Here is a 16,238-nt window from a genome sequence, read left to right on the forward strand (position 1 = left end):
AAGGTGAAAATAAGAAGCGGCTAAATTGTACCTGAATTGTTGAGAAACATATCCAAAATCATTCGAGTTGCATCAAGGCGGCGAGAGAATGAATCCTCAGGAGCTTACAAAAGTAAATGACTGAGGTGAATGAACGAAGACAACGCAGAGGCGGTTCGAAGGATGATGGATGTAAAAAAGCCCGCTCGGAAGCAGGCTTTTATTCAGACAGCATTGACGGGAATTATTTGTCGTTTTTCAGCTTACGCATGACCAGCGTGGCGTTGGTGCCGCCGAAGCCGAAGCTGTTAGACATCACTGTCGTCAGCTCGCGCTGAGTCGGTTTAGTGATGATGTCCATGCCTTCTGCCTGCTCATCGAGATTATCGATGTTGATGCTTGGCGCGATGAAGCCGTGTTCAGCCATCAGCAAGGTGTAAATGGCTTCCTGAACGCCAGCGGCACCCAGAGAGTGACCGGTCATGGCTTTGGTAGAAGACAGCGCCGGGGTTTTATCGCCGAACACTTCACGGATAGCGCCCAGTTCTTTCACGTCGCCGACCGGAGTAGAAGTTCCGTGCACGTTAACGTAATCGATTGGGGTATCCACGCCGTTCATTGCCATTTTCATGCAACGCACTGCGCCTTCGCCAGATGGAGCCACCATGTCTGCGCCGTCAGACGTTGCGCCGTAGCCAACGATTTCTGCGTAGATGTGTGCGCCACGTGCCAGAGCATGTTCCAGCTCTTCGACAACAACCATACCGCCGCCGCCTGCGATAACGAAACCGTCACGCGCTTTGTCGTAGGTACGGGAAGCTTTGTCTGGTGTTTCGTTGTAGCTGGTGGACAGTGCGCCCATCGCGTCGAATTCACACGCCATTTCCCAGCACAGTTCTTCACCGCCGCCTGCAAACACAACATCCTGTTTGCCCAGCTGGATCATTTCTACCGCGTTACCGATGCAGTGTGCAGAGGTGGCGCAGGCAGAGCTGATGGAATAGTTCACACCGCGAATTTTGAACGGCGTCGCGAGGCAGGCAGAAACGCCGGAGGCCATCGCTTTGGTCACCATATATGGGCCAACGCCGCGCAGGCCTTTGGCACGCATACCGTCGGAGCCCGCAACCTGGTTGCGTGGTGAACCGCCGCCGGAACCTGCAATCAGGCCGGTACGTTCGTTGGAGACCATTTCAGGAGTCAGACCGGAGTCTTCAATCGCCTGTTGCATGGACAGGTAAGCGTAGATCGAGGCATCACTCATGAAACGCACAATCTTACGATCGATAAGGCCTGCGGTGTCTAATTTGACATCACCCCAGACGTGACTACGCATCCCGGCATCTTTCAGCTCTTGCGAGAAGGTGATCCCAGAGCGACCTTCCTGCAGAGATGCAAGAACTTCCTGCTTGTTGTTACCGATGCTCGAGATGATACCCAGGCCAGTAATCACTGCACGTTTCATTTAATACCTCTTGTACTATTCACCATTTGGGATTTCGTCACGCACTCTAGCGTACAGTTGTACGCCGAACAAGTCCGATCAGCAATTCCTTGTGTAAATCGTGGTAAATTTGCGCAGGGTCAAACGCAGCGTTAAACTCCGGCATCGCCTTGAACTGAGAGAGTTTCACGTGAGCCATAACCCGATCACGCCCGCCGAATTAAGCTGGAACGAACAGGGTACACCTGTTTCCCGACATTTTGATGACGTCTATTTTTCCAACCAGAACGGCCTGCTGGAAACCCGTCATGTTTTTCTCAACGGCAACCATTTTCCGGCGCGTTTTGCCGCGCACCCTCGCCCGCTGTGTATCATCGCGGAGACCGGTTTTGGCACCGGTTTGAACTTTCTGTCGCTGTGGCAGGCCTTCGATGCGTTTCACGCCGAAAACCCTGACGCCACGCTGCAACGTCTGCATTTCATCAGTTACGAAAAATTCCCGCTGTCTGCCCGTGATCTCGCGACTGCGCACACGCAGTGGCCCGAACTCGCTGCGTATTCCGCACAGCTTTGCGAACAATGGCCGATGGCCTTTTCCGGCTGCCACCGCCTGCTGCTGGCGGGCGGACGTATCACGCTCGATCTGTGGTTCGGCGATGTGACTACCCTGCTGCCCGCATGTGACACCAGTATGAATCAGCAGGTCGATGCCTGGTTTCTTGACGGCTTCGCGCCTTCCAAAAACCCCGACATGTGGACCGAAGACTTATTCCGTTCGATGGCAAAAATGACCCGTCCGCAAGGCACCTTCGCGACATTTACCGTGGCCGGTTTCGTGCGCCGCGGATTGCAGGACGCAGGTTTTGACATCAGCAAGGTGCCGGGGTTCGGCGAAAAGCGGCATATGTTAGCCGGTGTGCTGCCGGCAAAAATTGATGTACCGCATCCCGCGCCATGGTATGTGCGTCCCGCAGCAAAAAATGCCACAGAGTTTGCAGTGTCAGGCGGCGGTGTGGCCAGTGCCGTGTTGTCGCTGGCGTTACTTCGCCGTGGATTTGCCGTCACGCTGTATTGCGCCGATGAAAAACCAGCACTCGGCGCTTCCGGCAATCGTCAGGGCGCAGTGTATCCGCTGCTCAATGGCCGTGGTGATACGCTGGAAAACTTCTTTGCTCACGCTTTCACCTTCGCCCGCCGTCAGTATGCGCAGCTTGAAAAACGGGATGTGCCTTTCGATCACGGCTGGAGCGGCGTGACGCAACTCGGTTATGACGAAAAAAGTCAGGGCAAAATCGACGGGATCCTCAAAGGCGGCTGGCCGGAAGAACTGGCAAAAGGACTGAGTGAAGAAGACGTAGAAGCGTTGTGCGGATTACCGTGCGGCAGCGGCGGCATCACCTATCCGCTCGGTGCCTGGCTGTGCCCGGCCGAACTGACCGCCTCACTGATTTCACTTGCCGAAACACAAGGCTTAACCGTGCATTACGGTCATCGCGTGACCGCATTAGAATCTGACGCGGATTCGCAGTGGACGCTGACCTTTGCCAGCGGGCACACAACCTGTCATCAGGCTGTCGTACTGGCGAACGGCGCGGACATTACGGATTTCAGCCAGACGGAAAAACTGCCGGTTTACGCGGTCAGCGGTCAGGTTTCGCATATTCCAACCACACCGGCGCTGAGCAAGCTGAAGCAAGTGCTGTGTTATGACGGCTATATGACGCCGGTCAGCCCGCAAAATCAGCATCATTGCATCGGTGCAAGCTATCACCGCGCAGACAAATGCACGGATTACCGCGACGACGATCAGCAGGAAAACCGCCAGCGTCTGATCAGTTGTCTGCCGGAACAGCGATGGCCGCATGACGTGGATGTCAGTGAAGGTGAAGCGCGTAACGGTGTGCGTTGTGCGACGCGGGATCACCTGCCGATGATCGGCTCCGTATCGGATTACGATGCGTTACTGGAAAGTTATAAAAAGCTGGATCTGGATGTTAAGCGCCATCGCCCTGTTGCAGAAGCACCGGTCTATGAAAACTTGTTCCTGTTAGGTGCGCTGGGCTCACGCGGGCTAAGTTCCGCACCGCTGGGTGCAGAAATACTGGCCGCGCAGATTGCCGGTGAACCGATACCTATGGACAGCGAAACGCTGGCAGCATTGAACCCGAACCGCATGTGGGTCAGAAAACTGCTGAAAGGCCGCCCGGTCGAATCGCATTAACCCGTCCCTTCTCAGGCAATAAAAAAGCGCAGCCGGTTAATCCGTCGCTGCGCTTTTTTTTACTGAAAAGAGATTACTGAGGGAGAGATGCCTGATATAAATTTTCCCACATCCCCTGCACCAGAAGCTGATCGCGCGGTGAAAGTTCACCGGCTCTGATGGCTTTGTCCAGACCATCCTGAACACGAATTTTCAACGCTTCAGCGGTGTGTTCACCGTTCTCTTCCGCTTCTGCCACGGCGACGGTCAGGTGGCCTCGCAGATAGCCACTGGCAAATAACTCATCGTCGCTGGCGCTTTCGACCATATCGTCGATCAGCGTTAAAATCCGCGTTTCAAATTCTGCGATCATTACTCTTCCTCTCGTGTTCAGTTCTTATTCGATCGGCTGCAATGCAGGGAAATTTGCAGGCGTCAAAGGGGCCGTATTGTAAAACGATTGTAGCGCTTTAATAAAGCGCGCCGGTCTTTCAGGGATGCCCTGCTCCAGCATACGCAACACTTCTTCACGGACTTTATTCTGAAAACCCACACGGTCCGGCTCGCAATCGCCGCTCAGGTTGTCACAACTGACGTTGAAATTAAAACCCGCCGCCGCGCAGAACAGCCATTCGTAAGATTGTGGTTTGATTTCCACTTTCTCAAATTCACTTTGCGTTTGTGCGTCACGACCGTCCGGGCAATACCAGTATCCGAAATCCACCAGTTTATGGCGCTCAGCACCGGCCACGCACCAGTGGGAAATTTCATGCATGCCGCTGGCGTAATAACCGTGTGCGAACACAATGCGGTTAAACGGTTCTTGTTCATCAGCAGGCAGATAGATCGGTTCGTCGTCGCCTTTCACTAAGCGAACGTTGAATTCCTCAAAAAAGCAGGAATCAAAAATGTCGATCAATTGATGATAGTTATGTGTTGCAGTCGAATCAGACATAATTGCAGTGAAACTCGTTAAAGTAAGATCAGGGGCGACAATATACCCCTGTTTAAACGCGTGTTTTCATGACTTCGGGCAAGCATTCTGCTGCTCCGGACATTATAAATGCAGGCTTAACCACTGATGAATTTCGGCACCATGATTGTCGTAAATCAGCTTGCAGCTCATGACGACGGAAACAGCGACCACCATCGGGCGGATCATCTTCTGCCCCTTACTAAGCACCATTCGTGCGCCCAGTCTTGCGCCGATAAACTGTCCGGCGGCCATCACAAATCCCAGCACCCAAATCACTTTTCCGCCCAGTATAAAGAAGATCAGGCCGCCCAGGTTTGAAGTGAAATTCAGGACTTTCGCATGTGCAGTGGCTTTTGCCAGGTTAAACCCGCATAACGTCACGAAGGCCAGCGCGTAGAAAGAACCGGCACCGGGACCAAAAAATCCATCATAGAAACCAACACAACCGCCGCCCACCAGCGCATAAGGCAGTGCATTTAGGCGTCTTGCCCGGTCACTTTCGCCCAGTCGTGGCGTCAGTAAAAAATATAAACCGATGCAGATGATCAGCAGCGGTAACACCTGACGCAACATGTCCGCGCGAAGATGCTGGATGAGGATCGCGCCAATCACCGAACCGGCAAAGGTACAGGCAATATTCAGCTTCTGATCGTTAAGATCCACCACGCCACGCCGCACAAAGTACAGACTGGCAGAAAAGGATCCCCCTATAGACGATAGCTTATTGGTCGCAATCGCCTGAGCTGGTGGAACCCCCGCCGCGAGCAGCGCTGGCAGGCTGATCAGCCCGCCGCCGCCCGCGATGGAATCTATGAAACCGGCAAACAGTGCAACGAAAAATAAAACGACTAAAACCCACGGGGCAACAATCAACCAGTCCATTTTTCTGTCAGCTCGCTATGCGTGGCGAAGAGTAAGTGAAACCTGTTAAAGAACGTGTTTATCCAGCAGCGCCTGACATGATGGCGGCAACGGAGGCGGCTCTTTTTTCACAGAGGTTCCGCTGCCCGGTTTCGGCGGCAGGAACCAGCTTTGCAGCTCAGCGCCACAACCATCACCCGGAGGTGGCGGTGCCTGATTCTCACACTCGAGATTACCGACCGGACAACGCAGGCGAACATGCATGTGTGCGCGATGACCAAACCACGGACGCACTTTATGCAGCCACTCACGATCCGTTCCGGCATCCAGACATAATTGCTGTTTAATGGCCGGATTGACGAAGATCCGCACGACGTCTTTATCCTGCGCGGCCATTTTGATCAGCGTTTCAATCCGTGGCTGCCACTGGCTCTTCACAATGGATTTACCGTTAGCACTGACCAGATCGATAGGCTGCGGTTTGAGCAGCATCTGCTCGCTCCAGCGCTGGCGCGGCAGTTGCAGCCAGATATCCACATCCAGCCCTGACTGATGGCTGGCGTGACCGCTGCTGAAACGACCACCGGCTGGCATCGCCATATCACCGACCAGCATTGTGCCCAGGCCTTTTTGCTGCGCCTGAGTGCCGAGACGGGTAATAAAGGCCAGTAAATCCGGCTGCCCGAAATAACGGCGCTGATCGGTGCGCATGACCTGATAAGCCGGCGAGTTCAGCGGCAATGGCTGAGCGCCAACCTGACAACCGTTGGCATAGCTGCCGATCGCTTCAGGCGTGCCTGCAACAGGATGGGAGATTTTCTGCCACGGCGTTGCTGCCATCGCAGGTGCGCAAAGCGCCAGCGCCAGAAGACCGGCGCTGACGGCTTTTATCGCTGCAAATGTGCGTAAGGTTTTCATCAATGGATTACCAGCGTGGCACGGAAGAATGAACGTCGCCATTCTGGGCGCGCTGACGCAATAAGTGATCCATCAGCACGATCGCCATCATCGCTTCGGCAATTGGCACGGCGCGGATACCCACGCAAGGATCATGACGACCTTTGGTGATCATCTCGACCTGCTCGCCTTCGCGGTTAATCGTGCGTCCCGGAACGGTGATGCTGGAGGTCGGTTTCAGCGCCAGATGAGCAACAACCGGCTGACCGCTGCTGATCCCGCCAAGAATGCCGCCCGCGTGGTTGCTTTCGAAACCGTTCGGTGTGATTTCATCACGGTTTTCACTGCCGCGTTTATTCACCACCGCAAAGCCGTCACCGATTTCCACGCCTTTAACCGCATTGATGCTCATCAGCGCGTGCGCCAGATCGGCATCCAGACGGTCAAACACCGGCTCACCAAGACCGACCGGCACGTGATCTGCTACGACGGTGATTTTAGCGCCAATGGAATCGCCTTCTTTTTTCAACGCGCGCATCAGTTCATCCAGCGCTTCGAGCTTGCTTTCATCCGGGCAGAAGAACGGGTTGGTTTCGACCAAATCCCAGTCTTTCAGTTCACAGGTGATATCGCCCATCTGGGACATATAACCGCGCACTTTAACGCCAAATTTTTCCAGAAGATATTTCTTGGCAACCGCGCCAGCAGCAACGCGCATCGCCGTTTCACGGGCAGAAGAACGGCCGCCGCCACGGTAATCGCGCACGCCGTATTTTTGTTCGTAGGTGTAATCCGCATGTCCCGGACGGAACACGTCTTTGATCGCGCTGTAATCCTGAGAACGCTGATCGGTATTCTGGATAATCAGACCGATGCTGGTGCCGGTGGTCACGCCTTCAAAAACGCCGGAAAGAATTTTAACTTCATCGGCTTCGCGGCGCTGCGTGGTGTAACGCGAGGTGCCCGGACGACGACGGTCGAGATCGTGTTGCAGGTCTGCTTCGGTCAGCGCAATACCCGGCGGCACGCCGTCAATAATACAGCCCAGTGCCACACCGTGGGATTCGCCAAAAGTAGTGACGCGGAAAAACTGCCCAATACTGTTCCCTGCCATCACGGCTCCTTAACCATTATGTTGATTGTTTTCTGAATGACCGGTGATGAACCGGCCATTATTTTTTAGTCGATCAAGCGCAATTTTTTTGATCAGTCGCGGTACGCTTTGAAATGTTCAGCACAATCTATCAGCTGCTGCCTGGTCAGCATGAATACGCCGTCGCCGCCATTTTCAAATTCCAGCCAGGTGAACGGAATATCAGGATACTGGTCCATCAGATGCACCATGCTGTTACCCACTTCGCACACCAGCACGCCGTTATCGGTCAGGTAATCCGGCGCACAGGCCAGAATGCGGCGGGTCAGTTTCAGGCCATCGCTGCCGGAAGCCAGACCCAGTACGGGCTCGTGGCGATATTCCTGCGGCAGGTCAGACATATCTTCTTCATCCACATACGGCGGATTGGTCACAATCAGGTCGTACTGCAACGCAGGCAATTCGCGGAACAGGTCAGAGCGAATTGGGGTCACCCAGTTCTCGATGCCGTGCGTGTCGATATTGCGCTCGGCCACTGCCAGCGCGTCGGCAGAAATATCTACCGCATCCACTTCGGTTTCCGGGAACGCGTAAGCGCAGGCGATAGCGATACAGCCGCTGCCGGTACACATATCGAGAATGTGCTGCGGTTTATCCTGCAGGATCCCGGCGAAACGGTTGTTGATAAGTTCACCAATCGGCGAACGCGGCACTAGCACGCGTTCATCGACATAAAACTCCATGTCGCAGAACCAGGCTTTGTTAGTCAGATAAGCGACCGGTACGCGTTCGTTAACACGGCGGATCACGCGCTCAACAATACGGTGGCGCTCGCTGGAAGTCAGACGCGCGGTGTGCATATCTTCAGGAATGTCGAGCGGCAAAAACACGCTTGGCAACACCAGCTGCACTGCTTCGTCCCACGGGTTATCGGTGCCGTGACCGTAATAGACATTGGCCGCGTTCAGGCGGCTGACGGTCCAGCGCAGCATATCCTGAATGGTATGCAGTTCACTGACAGCTTCGTCGACGAAAATTTTGTCCAATTTTATTCTCCAGGCAGTGCACGGGTTTTTAACAGACGTTTAACCCATTATTTGCCGCATAGTTTGCCACGAAGCCCGCCACAAATCAGCAGCTAGTCAACGCACTTGCGCGATGTCTCGAAGAATTTAACCCTGAGTTTTCTTTAAACCGCAGGGCGACGGAAGGTACACTGTGTGGATTGAGCGAAAATGACGATGAAATGATGAAGAAAAAGCACCTGCTCAGCCCGGAAGAAACGGCGTTATTCCGCGAGGCTGTACCGGGCGTCAAGCGCCTGAAAAACGATACAATTACGCACCGACCGCCGCGAAAAAAGGGGGCTGAACTGTCACCTAAAAAGCTGATTCAGGAGCAGGTGGACGCGAGTTATTATTTTTCTGATGAATTCCAGCCGATGTTGCAGGAAGAAGGTCCGGTTCGCCATATCCGGCCAGACGTCAGTCATTTTGAATTGAAAAAATTACGCCGCGGGGATTATTCGCCAGAGTTGTTTCTTGATTTACACGGTTTAACGCAGAAAGAAGCCAAGCAGGAATTAGGTGCGCTGATCGCCGCCTGCCGCCGCGAGCACGTCCATTGCGCCTGCGTGATGCACGGTCACGGCAAACATATTCTCAAACAACAAACGCCTTTATGGCTGGCGCAACATCCTGACGTCGAAGCCTTCCACCAGGCGCCTAAAGAACTCGGTGGCACCGCCGCCCTGCTGGTGCTGGTAGAACTGGACGACAAAATCAGCTGACCCATCCCGACGTTCAGAAACGAGAAAGGCACAGCCAAAGCTGTGCCTTTCTTTTGTCTGTCGCTGAACTGTCTGTCTCAGAACAGATCCCCTAAATAATTCGGATTGCAGCAAGGCGGCAAGTGAACGCATCCCCGGGATGCATAGATAACTATGTGACCGGGGTAAGTGAGCGCAGCCAACGCATCTGCAATGCGAAGTATGACGGGGATTATACCTTAGCCATTACCTGGCATGGGCTGAACTGCCAGTCAAAGCTGCCCTGCCCGGTTTCACCGTTTAACTCGATGCTGGCCATGGCTGACGTGGCGAACATCGGCGGGCAAACGCCAGGACAGAGTTCTGCAACCAGATAACCGACCAGCGGCAGGTGAGACACCACCAGCACGGCACTGACGCCGGTCAGCGCCAGATGTTGCAGTTCACTGGCGACCAGAGCAGGATCACCGCCCGGCGTCAGTTCCTTGAGAATATCAATTTCTACGTTTTCAGGCAGAGACAGACACTGGCGAACTTTTTCAAGCGTCTGCTGCGCACGCAGATACGGACTGACCAGAACACGATCAATTTTGACGCCACGACCATTCAGCCAGGCCGCCATATGTACTGATTCGTCACATCCGCATTCGCTTAACGGGCGAACTGAGTCGCTTGCAGCTTCGAGCACTGCATCACCGTGACGCATAATTACAACTTGCATATTGCACCGCTTTTGTTAACAAAAATAGCGCTATACAGAAACGCCGTGCGTGCTGTATTACCCATTGCCCAGCTGTTTTTCATCATATTTCAAATGACCTTTCTCATTACAAGATAGCTGTAAGGCAGTACATCCACTTAACCGGCTGTGCCCACATGCTTTGCATGGTAAGTATCAGCGGTCGGGCATTTTGCCTGAAAGTTCACGTAAAGAAAACGCTGTTTTTTACACCAACACTTACTGCTTGTAAACTGCTCAGGCGATTATTTAACCACTTGGGTTGTAGATCAATCGTTTGGGATTGTTTCTGTACAAAGTCAGTCTCACCATAAAAAAGATCCCGCAGGCCTTCGGCTGGCCACAAGCAGGATCTATTCCAGATTCCCGCGAAACTCAGTAATAAGCAGTGACAGCGGTCACACTTTACTGACCTTTTCGCCGGGGCCGTCTGTCAAAAAACAGGGCTCGCCCTGCTCCGCCCTGCGCACCAACCCTTCGCATGGCCGGAAATGCTCGCCATAGCGTTGCGCCAGCTGATCCAGCGTTTTCACCACGTTCGCTGCACCGAGCGTGTCTATGTAACGGAACGGACCACCACGGAATGGCGGGAAGCCAATGCCGAACACTGCCCCCAGGTCACCATCCCTCGCACTGCGGATCACCTGTTCATCCAGACAACGTACCGCTTCGTTAAGCATCAGCATCACACAGCGCTGCGCAATCTCTTCTTCCGACTGCTGCGCTTTCGGCGTGACATTCAGCAGCCGGTAAATCGCAGGATCGACCTGTTTCTTCTTCGCCGTCCGGCCTTTTTGCCCGTAGAGATAGAAACCTTTGCCGTTCTTACGCCCTTTGCGATCGTCTTTCAGCACAGCATCAAAACCCGATGGCGCAGCAAAACGCTCACCAAATGCATCCACCAGAATCGGACCTATTTTAGTGCCGACATCAATACCGACTTCATCCAGCAACTGTATCGGGCCGACCGGAAAACCAAAATTCACCAGCGCTTTATCGATGTGATCGACGGGTTCGCCCGCCAGCAAACAGCGGGCAGCTTCATTGATGTACGGCGCAAGAATACGGTTTACATAGAACCCGGCGCTGTCGCCGACCACAATCGCTGTTTTCCCCTGTTTCTTCGCCAGGGAAACTGTGGTCGAAATCGTCTGCGCACTGGTTCCTGCATGGGGTATCACTTCCACCAGCGGCATCTTATCCACCGGACTAAAATAATGCAGGCCGATCACCTGCTCAGGCCGGCTGGCCTGCTCTGCAATCTTATGGATAGGCAGTGAAGATGTGTTTGAAGCAAATATTGTGCGCGGAGCGGCGTTATTCTCGATTTCCGCCACCATCGACTGTTTGAGAGACAAATCCTCAAACACCGCTTCCACCACGATATCTATCTGCGCAAAACCGCTGTAATCGGTGGTGCCGGAAAGCAGCATCATCTGGCGTTGCTGTTCATTACGGGTCAGCCTGCGGCTGCGCACCTTTTTCTCCAGCAAATCCCAGCTGTATTTCAGCGCATGACGGATGCCTTCCTGATTAATATCTTTGATGCGTACCGGCAGTCCGGCTTTGGTGGCAGTGATGTTGGCGATACCACCGCCCATCAGCCCGCCGCCCAGAATGCCCACACGGCGTACCGGCAAGGGTTCGGCATCGCCACCCTTCTCTTTTTTCAGCGCAGTGGATGCGAAAAACAGGCCGCGCAATGCCGCCGATTCCGGCGTCATGACCAGTTCGCCAAAGGCTTTCGCTTCAGCCTGATAGCCGTTGCCGCTGCCCTGATCGAGACCGGTTTTCACCACATCAATAATTTTTTCGGTCGCCGGGTAATTGCCGTGCGTTTTGGCACGGGTTTGTTTGCGCACAAAATGGAACAGCACACTTTTGCCCAACGGGCCACCGGCCAGCCGCGCCTGCCACGGCAATGGCGGACGTGACTGACGCCCTTTCGCCACGCGCTCAAGTGCCGTTTGCAGCAAAATTGAATAAGGTACCGCGTCATCCACCAGTCCCATTCTCAGCGCCTGTTTCGCGCGAATGCTGCGACCGGTAAGCATCATATCCAGTGCTTTCGGCGCACCGATTAAACGCGGAAGACGCTGTGTGCCGCCGGAGCCCGGCAGCAGGCCAAGCTGCACTTCCGGCAGACCGAGCTGCGTTTTATCATCGAGGGAACAGACGCGTGAATGACACGCCAGCGCCAGTTCAAGTCCGCCGCCCAGACAGGCACCGTGGATGGCCGCAACAACGGGCACCGGAAACGAAGCGATCTGCGACATCACCGTCTGCCCTTTTCGCGCCAGATTGCTGGCCTCATCGGCGCTCTTACAACCCGATATCATGGTGATATCCGCACCGGCAATAAATGAGTCGGATTTACCGGAAACCAGCACCAGCCCCTTCAGACTGGGATATTGCTGGGCTTTTTGCAGAATGGTACAAATTTGTTGAGCGAATTCAGCCTTTAAGGTATTCACCTTTTCGCCGGGAACGTCGATGGTGATAATCCCGATGTGCTCCGCGGTGAACATCAGTGAAAAAGCAGAAACCGGTTCTGCCGGAGTGATTTCCGGAATGTTTGGGTTTTCCATATTATCCCTCATTGCGCTGCCTCCAGAATCATTGCTGCGCCTAAGCCACCGGCGGCACAGGCCGTCGTCAGCCCGTATTTTCCGCCACGACGGCGTAATTCATGCAACGTCTGGGTGATCATTCGTGCGCCAGTCGCGGCAAAAGGATGGCCGTAAGCCAGTGATCCGCCCAGAACGTTAAATTTATCCCAGTCTATTTCGCCAACTGCCTGACTGTGGCCAAGTTTCTCACGGGCAAATTCATCACTGGCTAACATTTTGATATTCGCCAGGGTCTGCGCGGCAAATGCTTCGTGCATATCAATCAGGTCTAGATCACCGAGCGTCAGACCGGCACGATCCAGCGCCAGCGGCGTGGCATAAGCCGGACCAAGCAGCATGTCTTCCCACACATCGATGGCGGCAAAAGCAAAACTTTTCAGATAACCGAGAGGCTGCAAACCGAGTTCACGCGCCCGCGATTCGCTCATCATCAGTACTGCGGCCGCGCCGTCGGTCAGCGGCGTACTGGTCGCGGCGGTCACGGTGCCGTGTTTGCGATCAAACGCCGGACGCAATTTTGCGTATTGCCCGATTTCAGAATTCAGGCGGATGTTGTTGTCTTTTTGCAGCACTTCACGGTAAGGCGGAACCTGCGCGGCCATCACCTGAGAATTCAGATAGCCCTGCTCCCACGCCTGTGCCGCCAGCGTGTGAGAACGGTGCGCGAGTTCATCCTGCTGTTCGCGGGAAATATTATGACTTTTCGCCATCTGTTCCGCAGTATCGCCCATGCGCAGACCGGTGGAATATTCTGCCACAGCAGGCGGCACCGGCATCAGGTCGCGCAGTTTAAGTTTGCTGAAAATGGACAGGCGCTGCGACAGCGTGCGCGCTTTGTTGACGTCCACCAGGGCGCGGGCGAGACGTTTGCTGACGCCAATAGGCAGAACCGAAGACGAATCGGCTCCGCCTGCAATCCCGACGCTGATCGTGCCGCTCATAATGCTTTCCGCGACGTTGGCGACCGCCTGAAAACTGGTGGCGCAGGCACGCGAAACGCTGTAGGCGTCAGTCGACACATTCATGCCGGTGCCGAGGACGATTTCGCGCGCAATATTTGGTGCTTCCGGCATCTGCACGACTTGCCCGAATACCAGCTGATCGATGACCTTCGGGTCGATACCACTTTTCGCCAGTAACTCACTGACCACTATTTTGCCGAGGTCTACGGCGGGAATGCCGTGATAGGCGGTGGCCTGTTTGGCAAACGGCGTACGCAAACCATCGATAATCGCGATGCGATCGCCTTCACGTGTCACCAGTGGAATGACTTTATTCATATAAGCTCCTGAGAAAAAATAGGGTCTTAAGAGGTCAGACCTGATAACTCAGTTTTAACTATGTATTTACATTTGGCAAAGTGAAAGGCAATGAAGTGCGAGCAACAGCAAATTTTTCTGAAATAAGAATGAGAAGAAAGGCAGCGGGCAGAAATAGCGGACAAAAAAATACCGCTTATATAAGCGGTATTACAATTTAAAACTTCCCCTAAATAATTTGAGTCTCAGAAAGGCGGCAATCGAAGTAATCCCGATGAGCTGACATAAGTCAGTGATTCGGGTTACTGAGTGCAGCCAACGCATCTGCGGCTCAAAGTATGACGGGGATTAGCGCAAGGCTAACTGAAAGATCATGGTTTCTGCCTGGCAGCTGAAAGTGAAATCGATATTCAGCTCAACGCCGCCTTCCACGTTTTCGATACGGCTCTTGATTTCGCAAGGCTCGGATTCGACGCCACGTGCGCGTTCGGTCAGGGCTTCCAGCGTCTCTTTAGCCTGTGCTTCATTTTCAAAAACGCGGCTGTAAGATGCGGTGCAATCGGTGTTATCCATGATGGTGCCCACATCAACACAGCAGCAGGCTGCGGTTTCTTCTGCGCCGCATTTGTTGATGGAGTGCAGAGGTTGGGTGGATTTAGAGGACATGGTTACGTCAGACATAATTTTCTCCCCGGCATCAACGGCAACGTCCACCGTCTGGCCTGTTTGCGAATAAAGTTTTATTTCCAGCCTGTATTTTACGCCACCGTTCTGACAACACACTAGCACTTACTTATTATGTGCCTTTGAAGTGATCCAGATCACGTATATGTAAGTAATAGATTAAAACTACGTCATCGTTCTCACTTCAACGTTTCTTAATTGAACTTTTATTGTTGGTTTTTTGTTAAGTGGATCCAATTTCTTGCATCATTTTTTAAATATCAATGAAACAATATTGCAACTACACCACAGGTCAGACCTATACTTCGCTCACTGGTCTGATTTGTCAGACTGATAACGAACCCTACAATCCCGCGCTCATTGTTACTTGATGTAACATTGTTTGATAAAAAACATAATATTGAGGTTTTGGTCATGAACCAGAAAAACCTGTTTAAAAGATCAGCTCTGGCAGCTGCAGTGGCAATTGTTTCCTCCAACGTATACGCGGCAGGTTTTCAGTTAAATGAATATACTGCTGCGGGTTTAGGTCGTTCATTCTCAGGCGAAGGTGCTATTGCTGACACCGCCGCATCCGGTAGCCGTAACCCGGCAACCATGACCATGTTTAACCGCCCGGCGTTTTCTATGGGCGCGATTTATGTCGACCCGGACGTCAGCGTGACGGGGAAATCTCCGGTCACCGGTGCCAGCACCAGTGATGATAATATTGCGCCAAATCAGTGGGTGCCGAATATCCACTTTATTATGCCGCTGGATGATCAATGGGCGGTTGGCGCATCGGCGACGTCTAACTACGGTCTGGCGACAGAATTTAGCGATAACTATCCGGCAGGCCCGATTGGCGGTGAAACAGATCTCACCACCATAAACACTAACTTAAGTGTTGCTTACCGTTTGAACCAGAATTTCAGCTTCGGTGTGGGCTTCGATGCCGTCTACGCGAAAGCAAAAATCCGTCGTACTGCCGGTGAACTGGTGCCGATTAAAACCGGCGGCTTACTGCCAGCAGATACTGAAGCCGCCAAGCTGAAAGGCGACGAGTGGGGCTACGGCTGGAACGCCGGTATTCTTTATGAAGTCGATGACAATAACCGTTACGGCTTTACTTATCGCTCAGAAGTTAAAATCGACTTTGACGGCGAATACCGCAACGGCATTCCTCAGGCGTTAGGCGGCACGGGCGGTCACACGGTTCCGGGTTCCCTGACCCTGAATCTGCCAGAAATGTGGGAAGTGTCCGGTTATAACAAAGTGGCACCGAAATGGGCGATTCACTACAGCCTGGCTTACACCAGCTGGAGCCAGTTCCAGGAGCTGAAAGCTACCGGTTCTAACGGCCAGACCCTGTTCCAAAAAGAAGAAGGCTACCATGATGCTTATCGCATCGCGTTAGGTACCACGTATTACTACGATGATAACTGGACGTTCCGTACCGGTATCGCCTTCGATGACAGTCCGGTTCCGGCTGATAACCGCACCATTTCTATCCCGGATCAGGACCGCTTCTGGGTTTCTGCGGGTACCACGTATGCCTTCAATAAAGATGCATCCGTCGATGTGGGTGTGTCTTACATGCATGGCCAGACGGTGAATATCAGCGAGAAAGTGGCTGACGGCGTGCCGAACTATGAATTCCAGGCTAAAGGCACCGCTATGCTGTACGGCGCTAACTTTAACTATAGCTTCTGATGAACCACAGCTTCTG

The 16,238-nt window shown here is 53.4% G+C and carries 14 protein-coding genes; 3 read left to right on the forward strand and 11 right to left on the reverse strand.

What is annotated here, in order from left to right:
* Positions 1-223 precede the first annotated feature (223 nt).
* Complete coding sequence (gene fabB / locus UC15_RS03320) at positions 224-1,444, reverse strand: beta-ketoacyl-ACP synthase I (protein ID WP_112287120.1); 1,221 nt, start codon at positions 1,442-1,444, stop codon at positions 224-226.
* 169 nt (positions 1,445-1,613) lie between these two features.
* On the opposite strand from fabB, the gene mnmC reads away from it, so the two are divergent.
* A complete protein-coding gene (gene mnmC, locus UC15_RS03325; protein ID WP_112287121.1) occupies positions 1,614-3,644 on the forward strand; it encodes a bifunctional tRNA (5-methylaminomethyl-2-thiouridine)(34)-methyltransferase MnmD/FAD-dependent 5-carboxymethylaminomethyl-2-thiouridine(34) oxidoreductase MnmC in 2,031 nt (676 codons plus the stop codon).
* Between the two features lie 73 nt (positions 3,645-3,717).
* Here the strand turns inward: mnmC and UC15_RS03330 are convergent, their stop codons facing one another.
* From UC15_RS03330 to prmB, 6 genes are all read right to left on the reverse strand, one after another.
* Positions 3,718-3,996, reverse strand: coding sequence for a YfcL family protein (locus UC15_RS03330; protein ID WP_112287122.1), 279 nt, complete (start codon positions 3,994-3,996; stop codon positions 3,718-3,720).
* A gap of 24 nt (positions 3,997-4,020) precedes the next feature.
* Entirely contained in the window at positions 4,021-4,578 is a 558-nt protein-coding gene (locus tag UC15_RS03335) for an elongation factor P hydroxylase (RefSeq protein WP_112287123.1), read from the reverse strand.
* 102 nt (positions 4,579-4,680) lie between these two features.
* Complete coding sequence (locus tag UC15_RS03340; RefSeq protein WP_112287124.1) at positions 4,681-5,481, reverse strand: sulfite exporter TauE/SafE family protein; 801 nt, start codon at positions 5,479-5,481, stop codon at positions 4,681-4,683.
* Between the two features lie 45 nt (positions 5,482-5,526).
* Positions 5,527-6,300, reverse strand: a complete 774-nt coding sequence (gene mepA / locus UC15_RS03345; protein WP_369964169.1) for a penicillin-insensitive murein endopeptidase — start codon at positions 6,298-6,300, stop codon at positions 5,527-5,529.
* An 85-nt stretch (positions 6,301-6,385) separates the two neighbouring features.
* Positions 6,386-7,471 carry a chorismate synthase gene (gene aroC / locus UC15_RS03350; RefSeq protein WP_112287126.1) on the reverse strand — a complete coding sequence of 362 codons (1,086 nt, stop codon included), beginning with the start codon at positions 7,469-7,471 and terminating at the stop codon, positions 6,386-6,388.
* A gap of 92 nt (positions 7,472-7,563) precedes the next feature.
* Complete coding sequence (gene prmB / locus UC15_RS03355) at positions 7,564-8,496, reverse strand: 50S ribosomal protein L3 N(5)-glutamine methyltransferase (RefSeq protein ID WP_112287127.1); 933 nt, start codon at positions 8,494-8,496, stop codon at positions 7,564-7,566.
* Positions 8,497-8,699: 203 nt separating this feature from the next.
* On the opposite strand from prmB, the gene smrB reads away from it, so the two are divergent.
* Positions 8,700-9,239 (forward strand): endonuclease SmrB, encoded by a 540-nt coding sequence (smrB, locus tag UC15_RS03360; RefSeq protein WP_112287211.1) that lies wholly within the window; start codon positions 8,700-8,702, stop codon positions 9,237-9,239.
* A 211-nt stretch (positions 9,240-9,450) separates the two neighbouring features.
* Here the strand turns inward: smrB and sixA are convergent, their stop codons facing one another.
* The 4 genes from sixA to UC15_RS03380 all read right to left on the reverse strand — a co-directional run bounded on the left by sixA (position 9,451) and on the right by UC15_RS03380 (position 14,527).
* The gene (sixA, locus tag UC15_RS03365) at positions 9,451-9,939 is read right to left on the reverse strand and encodes a phosphohistidine phosphatase SixA (protein WP_112287128.1); all 489 of its coding nucleotides are present in this window, start codon (positions 9,937-9,939) and stop codon (positions 9,451-9,453) included.
* A 416-nt stretch (positions 9,940-10,355) separates the two neighbouring features.
* A complete protein-coding gene (fadJ, locus tag UC15_RS03370; protein WP_112287129.1) occupies positions 10,356-12,557 on the reverse strand; it encodes a fatty acid oxidation complex subunit alpha FadJ in 2,202 nt (733 codons plus the stop codon).
* Positions 12,554-13,867: an acetyl-CoA C-acyltransferase FadI gene (gene fadI / locus UC15_RS03375; RefSeq protein WP_112287130.1), complete on the reverse strand. Its 1,314-nt coding sequence runs from the start codon at positions 13,865-13,867 to the stop codon at positions 12,554-12,556. The genes fadJ and fadI overlap by 4 nt, the downstream gene beginning before the upstream one ends.
* 327 nt (positions 13,868-14,194) lie before the next feature.
* The gene (locus UC15_RS03380; RefSeq protein ID WP_112287212.1) at positions 14,195-14,527 is read right to left on the reverse strand and encodes a YfcZ/YiiS family protein; all 333 of its coding nucleotides are present in this window, start codon (positions 14,525-14,527) and stop codon (positions 14,195-14,197) included.
* 417 nt (positions 14,528-14,944) lie between these two features.
* Between UC15_RS03380 and fadL the strand changes: the two genes are divergently transcribed.
* Positions 14,945-16,222 (forward strand): long-chain fatty acid transporter FadL, encoded by a 1,278-nt coding sequence (gene fadL / locus UC15_RS03385; protein ID WP_112287131.1) that lies wholly within the window; start codon positions 14,945-14,947, stop codon positions 16,220-16,222.
* Positions 16,223-16,238: the final 16 nt, after the last annotated feature.

It is taken from the genome of Rahnella sp. AN3-3W3, from assembly GCF_003263545.1.
Lineage (GTDB): Bacteria > Pseudomonadota > Gammaproteobacteria > Enterobacterales > Enterobacteriaceae > Rahnella > Rahnella variigena.